The sequence below is a fragment of the Ruegeria marisrubri genome, assembly GCF_001507595.1.
GTDB classification, from domain to species: domain Bacteria; phylum Pseudomonadota; class Alphaproteobacteria; order Rhodobacterales; family Rhodobacteraceae; genus Ruegeria; species Ruegeria marisrubri.
The window spans coordinates 92430-106350 of record NZ_LQBQ01000039.1 but is presented as its reverse complement, the minus strand read 5'-3'; the positions used below and the strand labels follow the sequence as shown (position 1 = coordinate 106350).

Genomic DNA, 13921 nt, shown 5'->3' with positions numbered 1-13921 from the left:
TCCGGAATTGGGAAAGCCGCCAGTGTCCGAGGCCGCCGCCGACCGGCGCGATCCCTGTCTCAGGTTCGGCGTCAAAGCAGTGCTGGCCATTGGTTGCGTCCTCGGAACGGATTTTCGTTTTCGGGGGTGGCGGGGCCTGTGGCGGCCCCGCCGGTTGGTTTACTTGGCCACGTCGGCTTCGGGTTCCGTCGCGCCGCCCGAGGCGAAGAACTCGCGGGTGACCTTGAAGACGACCGGGCTCAGCAGGGCCAGCGCGATCAGGTTCGGAATCGCCATCATGGCGTTCAGCGTGTCGGCCAGCAGCCAGATGAAGCCCAGGTTCAGGGTCGCACCGACCGGGATGGCGACGCACCACAGCAGGCGGAACGGCAGCAGCGCCTTCACGCCGAAGAAGAACTCGACGCATTTCTCGCCATAGTAGGACCAGCCCAGGATGGTGGTGAAGGCAAAGATCGACAGCGAAATCGCGATGATGTAGCCGCCGATTCCGGGCAGGGTGGTCTCGAAGGCCAGCGAGGTCAGCGCAGCACCGGATTCGCCCGAGGTCCAGACGCCGGATGCGATGATTGCCAGGCCGGTGATCGAGCACACGATGATGGTATCGATGAAAGTGCCCAACATGGCCACCAGGCCCTGATTGACCGGACCCGCGGTTTCGGCTGCGGCATGTGCGATCGGGGCCGAGCCGAGGCCGGCTTCGTTCGAGAACACGCCGCGCGCCACGCCGAAGCGGATCGCGGCCCAGACCGCCGCACCGGCAAAGCCGCCTTCGGCTGCCGACGGGGTAAAGGCATGGGTGAAGACAAGGCTCAGTGCGTTGCCCAGCGCGCCGATGTTCAGCAGCAGGACCAGCAGACCGGCCAGGATGTAGGTCACGGCCATGAACGGAACCAGCTTTTCGGCGACGGCGCCGATGCGGGTGATGCCGCCCAGGATGACGCCTGCGGTCAGAACCATCAGGACCAGACCCGTGGCGACCTCGGGCACACCAAAGCTTTCGTGCATCACGTCGGCGACGCCGTTGGCCTGCACGCCGTTGCCGATGCCGAACGCGGCGATCGCACCGAAGCCCGCAAAGGCCGGGGCCAGCCAGTACCATTTCCGGCTCAGGCCGTTCTTGATATAGAACATCGGGCCGCCGATATAGTTGCCCTCTTCGTCCTGCTCACGGTATTTCACGGCGCAGACGGCCTCGGCATATTTGGTGGCCATGCCCACCAGTGCCGTCATCCACATCCAGAACAGCGCCCCCGGACCGCCGAGGAACACGGCGGTGGCCACGCCGGCGATGTTGCCGGTGCCGATGGTTGCCGACAGCGAGGTCATCAGCGCCTGGAACGGCGTGATCTGACCGGCGCCATGGCCCGCGCGGCCATGCCACAGCAGGGCAAAGCCCTTGCCGATCTTGAAAATGGGCATGAATTTCAGCCCGACCTGCAGGAAGAAGCCGACGCCGAGAATGAGGACCAGCATCATCGGCCCCCATACGACGCCATTGATGGCCCCTACGATTGAATTTAACGCTTCCATGGATTCCCTCCCATTGCGTCAGGTTATGCCCCTTGAGCGAGCGCCCGCTGGCGGGCCTGCTTCAGGGCGGCGAAATCTTCGTCGGCGTGGAACGACGACCGGGTCAGCGGCGTGGCCGACACATGCACAAAGCCCTTGGCGCGGGCGATCTGTTCCAACTGCGCGAATTCCTCGGGCGACCAGAACCGGTCGATCGGGTGATGTTTCGGCGTGGGCTGCAAATACTGCCCCACGGTCAGGAAATCGACATTGGCCGCGCGCAGATCGTCCATGACCTGCCGCACGTCGTTCAGTGTTTCCCCCAACCCCACCATGAGTCCGGATTTGGTGAAGATTTTCGGGTTGGCCCGTTTGGCATCGTCCAGTAGCCGCAGCGACGCATAGTAGCGCGCGCCGGGGCGGACCGTGGGATAGAGATGCGGCACGGTTTCAAGGTTGTGGTTGAACACGTCCGGCGCTGCGTCAAAGACGATATTGGCGGCGCCCCCCTTGCCCAGGAAGTCCGGCGTCAGGACCTCGACGGTCGTTTCCGGGTTCTGATGGCGCACGGCACGGATGGTCTGGGCTATGTGCGCGGCCCCGCCATCGGCCAGATCGTCGCGATCCACCGAGGTGATGACCACATGGCGCAGGCCCAGCTTTTTCACGGCTGCTGCGACCCGCCCCGGCTCGAACTTGTCCAGCGCGTCGGGCCGGCCGGTGGCGACGTTGCAGAACGAACATCCGCGCGTGCAGATCTCGCCCATGATCATCATGGTGGCGTGCTGCTTGGACCAGCATTCGCCGATGTTCGGACAGGCCGCCTCTTCGCAAACGGTCGCCAGGTCATGATCCCGCATCAGACGACGGGTTTCATAATACTCTGCGCTTTCGATCTTCTTCTTGCGGATCCACTTCGGCTTGCGCGGGATCTCGCTGTCGGCCTTCTTGGCCTTTTCCGGGTGGCGGGGGCGAAGCTGGATGGTCATCTGGCGCCCCCGTTCACGCGTGGATCGCGCGGCCCATGGCGTCGAGGCAGGCCTCCTTGACTGCCTCTCCCATGGCCGGGTGCGCGTGGCAGGTGGCGGCAACCTCGGCAACTGTCGCCCCCATGGTCATAGCCAGAACCAGCTCCGCGATCAGGTCGCCGCCATGCGCGCCACAGATATGCGCGCCCAGGATCTTGCCGTCGGCGGCGGCCAGAACCTTGACTGCACCGTCGGTTTCCCCGGTCGAGCGCGCGCGCGAGTTGGCCATGAAGGCGAACTTGCCGACGCGGTAGTCGATACCGGCCTCTTTCAGCGCTTCTTCTGTCTGACCAACCGAGGCGACCTCGGGGTCGGTGTAAACGACGCCCGGAACGGTGTTGTAATCGACGTGCCCGGCCAACCCGGCCAGCATTTCGACGCAGGCGACACCGTCCTCTTCCGCCTTGTGCGCCAGCATCGGGCCGGGGATGCAGTCGCCGATGGCGTAGATGCCCGGAACCGAGGTCTGGAACGATCCGTCCACCTCGATGAAGCCGCGCGCGTTCACCTCGACGCCCAGGTGTTTCAGGCCAAGACCACGGGTCACCGGCCTGCGCCCCACGGCGACAAGCACCTTGTCGGCCTCCAGCAGTTCTTCCTTGTCCTTGCCCACGCGGTCGAGCGTCAAGGTCAGCCCGTCACTGGTCTTTTCAACGGCCTTCAGCGCCCGGCCCAGCTGGAATTTCAGCCCGCGCTTGGACAGCGCCCGCTGTGCCAGCTTGGCGATTTCACCGTCGATGCCGGGCAGCACGCGGTCGAGATATTCCACGACGGTCACCTTCGCGCCGAGCCGCGCCCAGACCTGACCCAGTTCCAGACCGATCACCCCCGCGCCGATCACCACCAGATGTTCCGGCACCGCACCCAGCGACAGCGCGCCGGTAGAGCTCAGCACATCCACCTCGTCGATCTCGATGCCCGGCAGCGGCGTCGGCTCCGAGCCGGTGGCGATCAGGATGTTCCTGGCCTCGTGAAGGTCATCACCAACCTTGACCTGACCGGCGGCCGGGATGCTGGCCCAACCTTCGATCAGATCGACGCCGTTCTTCTTGAACAGAAAGGCGATGCCCTTGGTCAGATCGCCCACGATCTTGTGTTTGCGGCCCATCATGGCGCCCAGATCGACGCTGGCCCCCTCGACCGCAATGCCATGGGAGGAGAGGTGGGAGAGTTCGGCATATTTGGCCGAGGAGGTCAGCAGGGCTTTGGAGGGGATGCAGCCCACGTTCAGACATGTGCCGCCCAGCGCGCCACGGCCTTCGACACAGGCCACCTTCATGCCCAGCTGCGCCGCCCGGATCGCGGCCACATAGCCGCCCGGGCCGCCGCCGATCACGATCAGGTCATATGCGCTCATCGGTGTGTCCCCCCCCTGAAAACATGTTCGAAAACAGGAATATATCCGCCGTATGCAACGGTATGTCCCCTTTAGGAAACTTTTTCCCTATAATCAACAAAAGATATTCAGGGGAAATTTTGACTGGAAAAGGCATCAAAGCTAAGCTTCGCGAGAATCAGGAGAATTTGAGCGCATGGAACCGGTTCAACCAGAAGAAACAGGACCCGCAGCCGAGGCGATGGAGGCTCCGGACGGGGAACTGTTGGGAAAAATGATTCGCGACGCCCGCAAGGAAAAAGGGCTGACGCTGGAGGAAGCCGCCAAGGCGGCGGCCATCGGGCGCTCGACCCTGTCGAAGATCGAGAACAACCAGACGCGCCCGAGCTTCGAAATCATCCGCCGCCTGATGCAGACGCTGGATCTGGAAACGCCGCAGCTGTTCGTGCAGTCGGCGCAGAGCGACATCTCGGGCCGCCGCGACCATACCCGCGCGGGCGAAGGCGAGCATCAGGTCACCCGCACCTATGATCACGAGCTGCTGTGCAACGAGCTGACCACCAAGCGCATGGTCCCCTATATCAGCACGATCAAGGCGCGCGACGTGACCGAGTTCGACACCTGGGTGCGTCACCGGGGCGAAGAGTTCATGTATGTGATCAGCGGCGAGGTCATCCTCTATACCGAGCATTATCGCCCCTTGCACATGAAGGCGGGCGACTCGGTCTATTACGACAGCGGCATGGGGCATGGCTGCGTTTCGACCAGCGAAGAAGACGCCAGGGTGCTGTGGGTGTCTCTGTCCGACTGAGCGGCGAGGGCTTCGAAGCTACGTGTGTTCCCTTTCACGAGCAGGGTATTCCATACTCTGCCATGGCTGGATCGGCCGACAAACCTTGCGTCAAGGCGTCTTGCCTGCCTGTGCCCACGCCGCCTAGTCTCACGCCGAGAGGGGGGATGGGACGTGCAGACGGATCAGGTATTTCTTGCGGCACTGTATCTGCTCGCGCCGGCGGGCCTGGTGCTGCTGGCCCTGCGGGTGTCGCTGTTCGCCAAGGTCGGGCCGATCGTTCTGTGTTACGCCGCCGGGCTGTTGCTGGGGCTGACCGGGCTGCTGCCGGAGAGCGGCGCGGAAATTCGCACCTCGATCACAGAGGCAAGTCTGGGTCTGGCCCTGCCCCTGCTGCTGTTCGCCGTGGATGTGCGCGCCTGGGGTCACGTCGCCGGGCGCGCGATGCTGTCGATGCTGCTTGCGGTCATCGCGGTGGTGGCGCTGGCAACCGCTCTCTACCACCTGTTCACCAGCCAGGGCGTCGAACGTGTCGAGCAGCTTTCGGGCATGGCGGTCGGGATGTACACGGGCGGCATCGCGAACATGGGGGCGATCAAGCTGGCGCTCGGGATCCCCGATGCGCGCTATCTGTTGTTTGCGACGGTGGATACCGTGGTCGGGTCGATCTATCTGCTGTTCGTGCTGACGATGGCGCCACGGGTTCTTGGCGGTTTCCTGCCCGGATTCACCACGGACAAGAACGCAGATCCAGAACCGTTGCCGACTGAAGCGCAAAATCGTTCCGGCATGGTCGTGCCCGGACTGGTCGCCTTCTCAGCGGCTGTGCTGTGCGTGGGGCTGGCGGTTGTACTTGCGCCGATGTTGCCTTTCGCCAACCCGCAGATCCTGACGATCGTGCTGTTGACCACCTTCGGCATCGCCGGCTCTTTCCTTCCGGCGCTGCGCCTGAACCGGGCCGCGCCGCATATGGGCATGTATCTGATCTATGTCTTTTCCTTCTGCGTCGCCGCCTCGATGGACCTGACGGCGCTGGCGGGAATGGACATGTCGATCCTCGTGTTCTGCGTCGCCGCCACCTTCGGCAGCTTTGCCCTGCACGCCCTTCTGGCGCGGTTCGCTCGGATCGACCGGGACACCTTTCTGATCACCTCGGTCGCCGCGGTCATGTCGCCTGCCTTCGTGCCGATGGTGTCGCGCAGCCTGCGCAACCCGGCGATCCTGATGTCAGGCATGGCGACCGGCATTCTGGGCTTTGCCATCGGCAACTATCTGGGGATCTCGCTGGCCCTGCTGCTGGCCGGGAAAGGATAAGAAATGGACCATCTGAAACTGCCCGAGCACGGCCGCCCGGAAGACGACGTTCTGGAAAGCCTCAAAGGCTTTGCCGAAAACGACCCGAACTATCGCGAAGGCCGCACCTGGAGCCTCGTCTATCATCTGGACGATGCGCATGACGCCTTCACCGCCAAGGCCTATGGCGCGTTCTCCTCGGCAAACGGCCTGAACCCGGCCGCGTTCCAGAGCCTCAAGCGCATGGAGACCGAGATCATCTCGGTCTTGGCCGGCCTGCTGCACGGCGGCCCGGACACATGCGGCGTGGTGACGGCGGGCGGCACGGAAAGCTGCCTGATGGCGGTCAAGGCCTACCGGGACATGGCCCGCAAGACCCGCAAGGTCACCCGGCCCAACATGATCATCCCGGCCACGGCGCATGTGGCATGGTTCAAGGCGGCCGAGTATTTCGGGGTCAAGGCGCGGCTCCTGCCGATGAACAGCGACCTGTCCACCGACATTTCCAGGCTGAAGCGCATGATCAACGCGGGCACGGTGATGGTGCTGGGCTCGGCGCCGGAATACCCGCATGGCACCATCGACCCGATCTCGGAAATGGGGCAGATCACGCGGGCAAAGGGCGTGCCCCTGCATGTCGATGCCTGCGTGGGCGGCCTGATCCTGCCCTTCATGGAGAAGAACGGCGTCGAACTGCCCGAATGGGATTTCCGCGTGCCGGGCGTCACCTCGATCTCGGCCGACCTGCACAAATACGGCTATGCGGCCAAGGGCGCCTCGACGATCCTGTATCGCAACCTCGATCTGCTGAAACACCAGATGTTCGTCTACCAGGACTGGCCGGGCGGGGTCTTTGCCTCGCCTGCCCTTTTGGGCACCCGGCCCGGCGGGGCCTATGCCGCAGCCTGGGCGGTCATGCAGAAGATGGGCGAGGACGGCTACCGCAAGCTGGCGCGCGACACGGCCGAGGCCGTCGAAACCTTGAAGGCGGGCATCGCCGACATCAAGGGGCTGCGGATACTGGGTAACCCGCAGGGGCCGCTGCTCGCCTACGGGTCGAGCGACCCCAAGCTCAACATCTACGCGGTCGCCGACCAACTGGAGCAGGCCGGCTGGAACGTGAACCGGGTGCAGAACCCGGCGGGCATTCACTGCATGGTCACAGCCAAGCATCTGGGCGTGGCCGGGGAATACCTGAGCGACCTGGCCAAGGCGGTGGATACCGTGCGCGCCAATCCCGATCTCGCCAAAACCGGGGGCGCGGCTGCCTATGGCATGATGGCGCATGTGCCGCTGCGGGGCATGGTGAAGTCCAAGGTTCTGGACATTTTCGCCGAGATGTACCGGGCCGGCGGGGGCAATTTGCAACTGGACGAAGGCAAGGCCCCCGGCCTGCTGGAGCGGGGCATGGCGCGCTATGTCCAGTGGAGGTCGAAAAGGGGCTAGAAGCCCGCCGGGTCAGCCTTTCTGCAGGTAATCCTTGTAGGGCTTCGCCTTTCGTCCGCGATACTTCACCGTCAGCTCCAGCGGCGCGTCGTTCTCGTCGTAGATCCCCAGCACGACGCCACGGCCACGGCTTTTCGTCCGCATCTCGATCAGTTGCTCGGCCGACCGCGTGGTGCGCTGCGCGGGACGGCGTGCCCAGGCGAACAGGTGGTCATACAGCTGGTCGATGATCGCGGCATGCTCTTCGCTGTCGCCCAGGTCCACCAGTTCCTGCGGGTCGTTTTCCAGATCGAACAGGATCGGGCGATATCCGCCCTCGCAATGGATCAGCTTCCAGCGTTTGGTGGCGATCATGAACATGACCGCCTCACGCACATCGGCGTTCAGCTTTTCGGCGACCGGCGAGGCGGAATAGTCATATTCGCAGATCACGTAGTCGCGCAGGGTCTCGCTGCGCTGCCCATGCAGGATCGGCAGCAGGCTTTCGCCTTCGAGGATGTGCGAGGCCACCTGCCCACCGGCCACCTCGACGAATGTGGGGGCGAGATCGATGGATTCCACCAGCGCGTCGCAGACCATCCCGCGGGTCGCATCCGCCTGCGGTGAAGGGTCGTAGATGATCAGCGGAACCTTGGTCGAGGCATCGTGGAAGAACGTCTTTTCGCCCATCCAGTGATCGCCCAGGAAATCCCCGTGATCCGAGGTCAGCACGATCATGGTGTCCTTGTCGCGGCCGGTTTCCTCGAGCCATTTGAACAGCCTGCCCATCTGGTCGTCGGCCTGCTTGATCAGCCCCATATAGGCCGGGATCACCGCCTCGCGCACGTCCTGCCGGGAAAAGGCCTCGCCCACCTTGGTGTCCATGAATGCCTTCAACACCGGATGGGCGCTCTGCCGCTCGGCCTCGGACCGGTTGACCGGCAGCACATGCTCGGGGCCGTACATCGAGGCATAGGGCTCGGGCACGATATAGGGCCAATGCGGCTTGATATAGCTCAGGTGACAGCACCACGGGCCCTGATGGCGTTCCATGAAGGCCATGCCGCGCCCGGTGAGATAGGGCGTTTCGCTGTCTTCCTCGGCGATGTTGGCAGGTTCCGGCGCGTTTTTCAGAAACCAGCCAGACAGCACATTGCCATCTTCGTCCAGACCGGAATTCGCGAAATCATGCCAGGGATTGTCGCTCTGATAGCCCTTTTCGCGCAGATAGCGGTTGTATTCCTTGGCCCCGTCTGGGTCGTAATAACCGTCCGGCCCCTCGGGCAGCATGCCGTCGTCGCGCTCGAACACGTCGAATCCGCATTCGGCGACCCGCGCCCCGATCAGGCTGTCCGGCTCCAGCCCCAGCCGCGCCATGCCTTCGGCGTCGGCCCGCATGTGGGTCTTGCCGACCAGCCAGCAGTCCATGCCCGCCTTGCGCAGATGGTCGCCCATGGTCATCTCGCCGACCTTCAGCGGAATGCCGTTCCATGACGCGCCATGCGAATGGACATAGCGCCCGGTATAGGTGGACATGCGCGAGCTGCCGCAGATCGGGGACTGGATATAGGCCCGGGTAAAGCGCACGCCCTTCGCGGCCAGCCGGTCAATGTTGGGCGTGTGCAGGTGTGGATGGCCGTAGCAACTTAGATAGTCCCAGCGCAGCTGGTCGAACATGATGAAGAGGATGTTCCTGGCTTTGGCCATGGCCGTGCGCTCCGGTCGAAAATTCCTTCACTTGCTAACTTATCTGGAATTCCGACGATCGCGAAAGCGCAATTTGATCCGAATGGATCAGTTCAGGACTCGGCCGTCCGTTCCATCTGCCGGACCATCTTGCGCGCCCGTTTGCATTGCAGCTTGTCGCGCAGCGGGCTGTCTGGGTCGATGTCCTTTTGGCAGACGACGCATTTGTCGGCGCCGGAAATCGCGTTCAGGCCACCACAGCTGCCCTTGATCGTCTTGCCCATCAACATGACTCCAAGGGACATGCCGACCACGATGATCATCAAAAGCACGAACGCCAGGATAAATGTGCTCATATCGGCCCTGTCCCTTCAGTTACCTTCCAGCGCGTCCTTGAAGGCGCTGCTGTGCACCGTGATATAGGCATCTTCGCCGCCTGTCACATCCCGCGAGATGAAGAAAACGGCCAGATCGTTGGCTTCGGCGATTTTCAGCCCTTCTTCCTGCCCCAGCGCAAGCATCGCCGTGGCCCATGCGTCGGCCATCATCGCGCTGTCGGCCAGAACGGTGACCGAGGTTGTCCGGTGCGTGATCGGCCGGCCCGTCGTCGGGTCGATGATATGCGAATAGCGCACGCCGTCCTGCTCGAAGAAGTTCCGGTAGTCACCGGATGTGGCCATGCCCAGATTGCTCACGGGCACCACCAGTTGCACGGTCTGCGAGCCGGGCTCGGGCTTTTCGATGCCGATCCGCCAAGCCTCTCCCTTGTCGTTCTCGCCCCGGGTGACCAGATCGCCGCCGATTTCCACCATGTAGTCCTCGATACCCGCCGCGCGCAGGGTCTCGGCAACGGCGTCGATGCCATAGCCTTTTGCGATTGCGGACAGGTTTATACCGACGCTGGGGTCGGATTTGGCCAAGGTTCCGGCCTTCTGGTCAAGCGACAGAAGCCTGCCCTGCCCGACACGCTCGAGCGCGGCTGCGATCTCGTCGTCAGATGGCACCGGGTCCTCGGGCTTGCGCGGACCGAAGCCCCACAATTCGATCAACGGGCCAAGGGTGACATCGAATTTGCCGCCGCTTTTCTCATGCACTTCATTCGCCGCGGCGATCACCTGCGTGAATTCGGCGGAAACCGCGATGGGATCGGTGCTGTCGGACGCGGAAAACTTGGAAACTTCCGAGTTCTCGTCCCAGTTCGACATCTTGGCGTTCACCGCCGCCAGGGTGTCTTCGACCGCTTTGGCAAGCGCCTCTTCGTCCAGGTCCTCGCCGATCACGGTCACGTTGTAGGTCGTCCCCATGGTCTGCCCCGACAGGCGCACCACCTCGGGTTCCTTGTCGAACAGGCAGCCGGAAACAAGCAGGGCCACGGCCAGGACGGACCATTTGCGCATCGAGACGACCTCCAGAGAAAACGCATCCGGCGTATGCCAGCGCCCCTGTTCGGAGTCAAACCGCCTTCAGTATTTCAGGGGCAGGAAGGCCAGCAGCAGCAGGCCGATCGCCGCCGGAACCCCGAAAAACCAGGCCCTGCGCTGCCAACCCGGGGCCTGCTCTTTCCAGGCCAGGCGGAAGCGGTGGCCGCAGACCACCACGACGAAAACGATCAGGGCACCGGTGAGCGGGGTCAGGTGGAGGTCCTGCAAGATGATGAAATCCCTTGTTCTTCTGCATTTGTCGGCGGGTGTGGCGCATTTGCACTCTATACAGGTCGCGCACCTGCGGTAAGGTGGAAGAGACGATTGCGACTGACACAGGAGGAGACCGACCCATGGCACCCACCTCTTACCAAGCCCCGATGCGCGGAGACAAGCACGAGCAGGAAAGCCACAGCCAGACCGTCGAGTCGAATTTGTCGCACACGCAATCGACCGTCACCAAAATTCTCGAACGCAAGGGGGATGCGATCATTGCCGTGAGGCCCGCCGACACGATTCACCATGTCGTCGAGCTCATGAAGGACAAAGGCATCGGCGCCGTGCTCGTGACGGACCAGAATGGCGACCTGCAAGGCATCTTGTCCGAGCGCGACATCGTTCGCCGCCTCGCGGAAACGCCCGGCCAGACCCTGCCGCAGAACGTCGCGGACCTGATGACAAAGGAAGTCGAAACCTGCACGCCCGATGACTTGTTGATCGACATCCTCAAACGGATGAATGAGGGGCGCTTCCGCCACATGCCCGTCATGAAGGACGGGCGCCTCTGCGGTGTGATCTCGATCGGCGACGTCATCAATTTCCGGCTCAACGAACTGGAATACGAAGCACTGCGCATGAAGCAGATGATCGTCGGCTGAATCTGCGACGCCGCCCCTGCGCCCTCGTTTGCTCTGGCCTTCCACGCTCGGCCCCACGGCAGTTCATGTTGGCCAAAGGGCCGTCGCCTGCGCCTCCGGTGCGGCCTTCAACACATTGACCTTGTGGCCGATATCCGCTTTGAACAGCGACGCTGCCGACGATGGGGAAAGACATGAAGAAAGCGCTGGTCACCGGAACCGCCGGGTTCATCGGCTATCACCTCGCCAAACTGCTGCTGGCCGAAGGGTTTCGCGTGCATGGCTATGACGGGATGACCGACTATTACGACGTCGATCTCAAGCGGCGGCGCCACCAGATGCTGCTGCAAACCCCCGGTTTCTCGGCAACCGAAGACCTGCTGGAAAATCACGAGCGCCTGTTGCAGGTGGCGGATGAGTTCCAGCCGGACGTCATCGTGCATCTCGCGGCGCAGGCGGGGGTGCGATACAGCCTCGAACACCCGCGCAGCTATGTCGACTCGAACGTGGTCGGCACCTTCAACGTCATGGAGGTGGCCCGCCAGCACGAGGTCGAACATCTGCTGATGGCCTCGACCTCGTCGGTTTACGGGGCGAACGAAGACATGCCCTTTACCGAGGTTGAAAAGGCCGACACGCAGCTGACCATCTATGCCGCCACCAAGAAGGCGAACGAGGCGATGGGGCATTCCTACGCCCATCTGTGGAATCTGCCGACCACCATGTTCCGCTTCTTCACGGTCTACGGCCCGTGGGGGCGGCCCGATCTCGCGCTCTACAAGTTCGTGGATGCGATCCTCGAAGACCGCCCGATAGACATTTACAACCACGGCGACATGTATCGGGATTTCACCTATGTCGACGATCTGGTGCGCGCGATCCGGCTGCTGATCGACGCAGCGCCCGTTCGCCCCGACAGCAAGGAAGACATCGCCGAAGGCGACAGCCTGTCGCCCGTTGCCCCGTTCCGTGTCGTCAATATCGGCAATGCCGACAAGGTGCGGCTGCTGGATTTCATCGAGGCGATCGAAGAGGCTTTGGGCAGGAAGGCGATCCGCAACTACATGCCGATGCAAAAGGGCGACGTTCCGGCGACATGGGCCGATACTTCGCTGTTGCAACGCCTGACCGGGTATCGGCCGCAGACCGATTTCAAGGACGGCATTGCCCGTTTCGTGGAATGGTTCCGCGACTATCACGACAAGTAGGGGACGAGTGACCGCATGACAGCATCCAACCCCGAAACGCGGCGGATCGCCGTCATTGGCCTGGGCTATGTCGGGCTGCCGTTGGCGGTCGCCTTCAGCCGCGTCGGACCGGTCGTCGGCTTCGACATCAACCCGACCCGCATCGAGGAGTTGCGTCACGGGCTGGACACGACGCTCGAGGTCGAGCCTGACGAACTGGCAGCGGCCGGCCAGCTGAGTTTCACCTCGGACCCGGCCGGGATTGCCGAGTGCGACACCTATATCGTCACCGTGCCGACACCGATCACCGCGAACAAGCGGCCCGACCTGACGCCGCTGCGCCGCGCCTCGGAAACCGTCGGCGGCGTGCTGAAACCGGGCGATCTAGTGATCTTTGAGTCCACCGTCTATCCGGGATGCACCGAAGAGGATTGCGTGCCGGTGCTTGAGCGGGTCTCGGGCCTGCGTTTCAACACCGACTTCTTTGCCGGCTACAGCCCCGAGCGGATCAATCCCGGCGACAAGACGCACAGGTTGGAAAACATCTGCAAGGTCACATCCGGTTCTACGCCCGAAATGGCCGAACTCGTGGATGCGCTCTATGCCCGGATCATCGAGGCCGGCACCCACAAGGCTGAAAGCATCCGCGTGGCCGAGGCCGCCAAGGTGATCGAGAATACCCAGCGCGACCTCAACATCGCGCTGGCCAACGAACTGGCGATCATCTTTGGCCGCATGGGGCTGGACACCCAGGCCGTGCTGCGCGCGGCCGGCACCAAGTGGAATTTCCTGCCGTTCCGCCCCGGCCTGGTCGGCGGACACTGCATCGGGGTCGATCCCTATTACCTCACGCACAAGGCCGAGGCGCTGGGGTATCACCCGCAGATCATCCTTGCAGGTCGTCGCCTGAACGACGGCATGGGCGGCCACGTCGCCACGCAGCTGGTCAAGCACATGACCCGCAAAGGCATCAACGTGGGTCAGGCGCGGGTTCTGGTCATGGGACTCTCCTTCAAGGAAAACTGCCCCGACCTGCGCAATACACGCGTCGTCGATGTCATTGACGAGTTGAAAAGCTACGGCATTGCCGTCGACGTACATGACCCGCATGTAGACCCGAAGGCGGCACAGGCGGAATACGGCCTCACACTGACCACGGAACCGGCGAAAGGCGCCTATGACGGCATCGTTCTGGCCGTTGCACACGATGAATTCGTGCAACTCGGCCCGGACGAGATCCGCGCGCTCGGAAAGCCCGGAAACGTGCTCTACGACGTGAAGTCCTGCCTGCCGCGAGAAGCCAGCGATCTGCGCCTGTGAACGGCCACGCCGGCCGGGGCAAGCCCGCAGATCCCCACAGGTCATATCCTGGAAAGAAAAAACCGGCGC

General features: G+C 63.1%; 13 protein-coding genes. 6 read left to right on the top strand and 7 right to left on the bottom strand.

Annotated elements, in window-relative coordinates; all coding sequences use genetic code 11:
* Positions 1-159 precede the first annotated feature (159 nt).
* From AVO45_RS19000 to lpdA, 3 genes are read right to left on the bottom strand one after another with little or no spacing between them, the layout of a single operon-like run.
* A complete protein-coding gene (locus AVO45_RS19000; protein ID WP_068350182.1) occupies positions 160-1530 on the bottom strand; it encodes an alanine/glycine:cation symporter family protein in 1371 nt (456 codons plus the stop codon).
* A gap of 23 nt (positions 1531-1553) precedes the next feature.
* On the bottom strand, positions 1554-2498 hold the full coding sequence (gene lipA / locus AVO45_RS18995; protein WP_068350180.1) for a lipoyl synthase: 945 nt from the start codon (positions 2496-2498) through the stop codon (positions 1554-1556).
* 13 nt (positions 2499-2511) lie between these two features.
* Positions 2512-3894, bottom strand: coding sequence for a dihydrolipoyl dehydrogenase (gene lpdA / locus AVO45_RS18990; RefSeq protein ID WP_068350178.1), 1383 nt, complete (start codon positions 3892-3894; stop codon positions 2512-2514).
* Between the two features lie 175 nt (positions 3895-4069).
* On the opposite strand from lpdA, the gene AVO45_RS18985 reads away from it, so the two are divergent.
* From AVO45_RS18985 to AVO45_RS18975, 3 genes are all read left to right on the top strand, one after another.
* Complete coding sequence (locus tag AVO45_RS18985) at positions 4070-4684, top strand: helix-turn-helix domain-containing protein (RefSeq protein ID WP_068350175.1); 615 nt, start codon at positions 4070-4072, stop codon at positions 4682-4684.
* 153 nt (positions 4685-4837) lie between these two features.
* A complete protein-coding gene (locus AVO45_RS18980) occupies positions 4838-5977 on the top strand; it encodes a DUF819 family protein (RefSeq protein ID WP_068350173.1) in 1140 nt (379 codons plus the stop codon).
* Between the two features lie 3 nt (positions 5978-5980).
* Positions 5981-7402, top strand: coding sequence for a pyridoxal phosphate-dependent decarboxylase family protein (locus AVO45_RS18975; protein WP_068350172.1), 1422 nt, complete (start codon positions 5981-5983; stop codon positions 7400-7402).
* Between the two features lie 12 nt (positions 7403-7414).
* Here AVO45_RS18975 and AVO45_RS18970 read toward each other — a convergent pair whose 3' ends face one another.
* The 4 genes from AVO45_RS18970 to AVO45_RS18955 form a co-directional block, all read right to left on the bottom strand.
* Positions 7415-9088 (bottom strand): sulfatase-like hydrolase/transferase, encoded by a 1674-nt coding sequence (locus tag AVO45_RS18970; protein ID WP_068350171.1) that lies wholly within the window; start codon positions 9086-9088, stop codon positions 7415-7417.
* Positions 9089-9180: 92 nt separating this feature from the next.
* Complete coding sequence (gene nqrM, locus AVO45_RS18965; protein WP_068350170.1) at positions 9181-9423, bottom strand: (Na+)-NQR maturation NqrM; 243 nt, start codon at positions 9421-9423, stop codon at positions 9181-9183.
* Between the two features lie 15 nt (positions 9424-9438).
* On the bottom strand, positions 9439-10464 hold the full coding sequence (locus AVO45_RS18960; RefSeq protein WP_068350168.1) for an FAD:protein FMN transferase: 1026 nt from the start codon (positions 10462-10464) through the stop codon (positions 9439-9441).
* Positions 10465-10530: 66 nt separating this feature from the next.
* Complete coding sequence (locus AVO45_RS18955; protein ID WP_068350166.1) at positions 10531-10716, bottom strand: hypothetical protein; 186 nt, start codon at positions 10714-10716, stop codon at positions 10531-10533.
* Between the two features lie 125 nt (positions 10717-10841).
* Between AVO45_RS18955 and AVO45_RS18950 the strand changes: the two genes are divergently transcribed.
* The 3 genes from AVO45_RS18950 (at position 10842) to tviB (ending at position 13852) form a co-directional block, all read left to right on the top strand.
* Positions 10842-11366, top strand: a complete 525-nt coding sequence (locus AVO45_RS18950; protein WP_068350164.1) for a CBS domain-containing protein — start codon at positions 10842-10844, stop codon at positions 11364-11366.
* Between the two features lie 173 nt (positions 11367-11539).
* Positions 11540-12553, top strand: coding sequence for a GDP-mannose 4,6-dehydratase (locus AVO45_RS18945; protein ID WP_068350162.1), 1014 nt, complete (start codon positions 11540-11542; stop codon positions 12551-12553).
* A gap of 15 nt (positions 12554-12568) precedes the next feature.
* A complete protein-coding gene (gene tviB / locus AVO45_RS18940; RefSeq protein ID WP_068350160.1) occupies positions 12569-13852 on the top strand; it encodes a Vi polysaccharide biosynthesis UDP-N-acetylglucosamine C-6 dehydrogenase TviB in 1284 nt (427 codons plus the stop codon).
* Positions 13853-13921: the final 69 nt, after the last annotated feature.

Coding starts and splice junctions, on each gene's coding strand:
- AVO45_RS19000 (WP_068350182.1), bottom strand. CDS start 1,530: ATGGAAGCGTTAAATTCAATCGTAGGGGCCATCAATGGCGTCGTATGG.
- tviB (WP_068350160.1), top strand. CDS start 12,569: ATGACAGCATCCAACCCCGAAACGCGGCGGATCGCCGTCATTGGCCTG.
- AVO45_RS18970 (WP_068350171.1), bottom strand. CDS start 9,088: ATGGCCAAAGCCAGGAACATCCTCTTCATCATGTTCGACCAGCTGCGC.
- AVO45_RS18975 (WP_068350172.1), top strand. CDS start 5,981: ATGGACCATCTGAAACTGCCCGAGCACGGCCGCCCGGAAGACGACGTT.
- lpdA (WP_068350178.1), bottom strand. CDS start 3,894: ATGAGCGCATATGACCTGATCGTGATCGGCGGCGGCCCGGGCGGCTAT.
- nqrM (WP_068350170.1), bottom strand. CDS start 9,423: ATGAGCACATTTATCCTGGCGTTCGTGCTTTTGATGATCATCGTGGTC.
- AVO45_RS18960 (WP_068350168.1), bottom strand. CDS start 10,464: ATGCGCAAATGGTCCGTCCTGGCCGTGGCCCTGCTTGTTTCCGGCTGC.
- lipA (WP_068350180.1), bottom strand. CDS start 2,498: ATGACCATCCAGCTTCGCCCCCGCCACCCGGAAAAGGCCAAGAAGGCC.
- AVO45_RS18985 (WP_068350175.1), top strand. CDS start 4,070: ATGGAACCGGTTCAACCAGAAGAAACAGGACCCGCAGCCGAGGCGATG.
- AVO45_RS18945 (WP_068350162.1), top strand. CDS start 11,540: ATGAAGAAAGCGCTGGTCACCGGAACCGCCGGGTTCATCGGCTATCAC.
- AVO45_RS18950 (WP_068350164.1), top strand. CDS start 10,842: ATGGCACCCACCTCTTACCAAGCCCCGATGCGCGGAGACAAGCACGAG.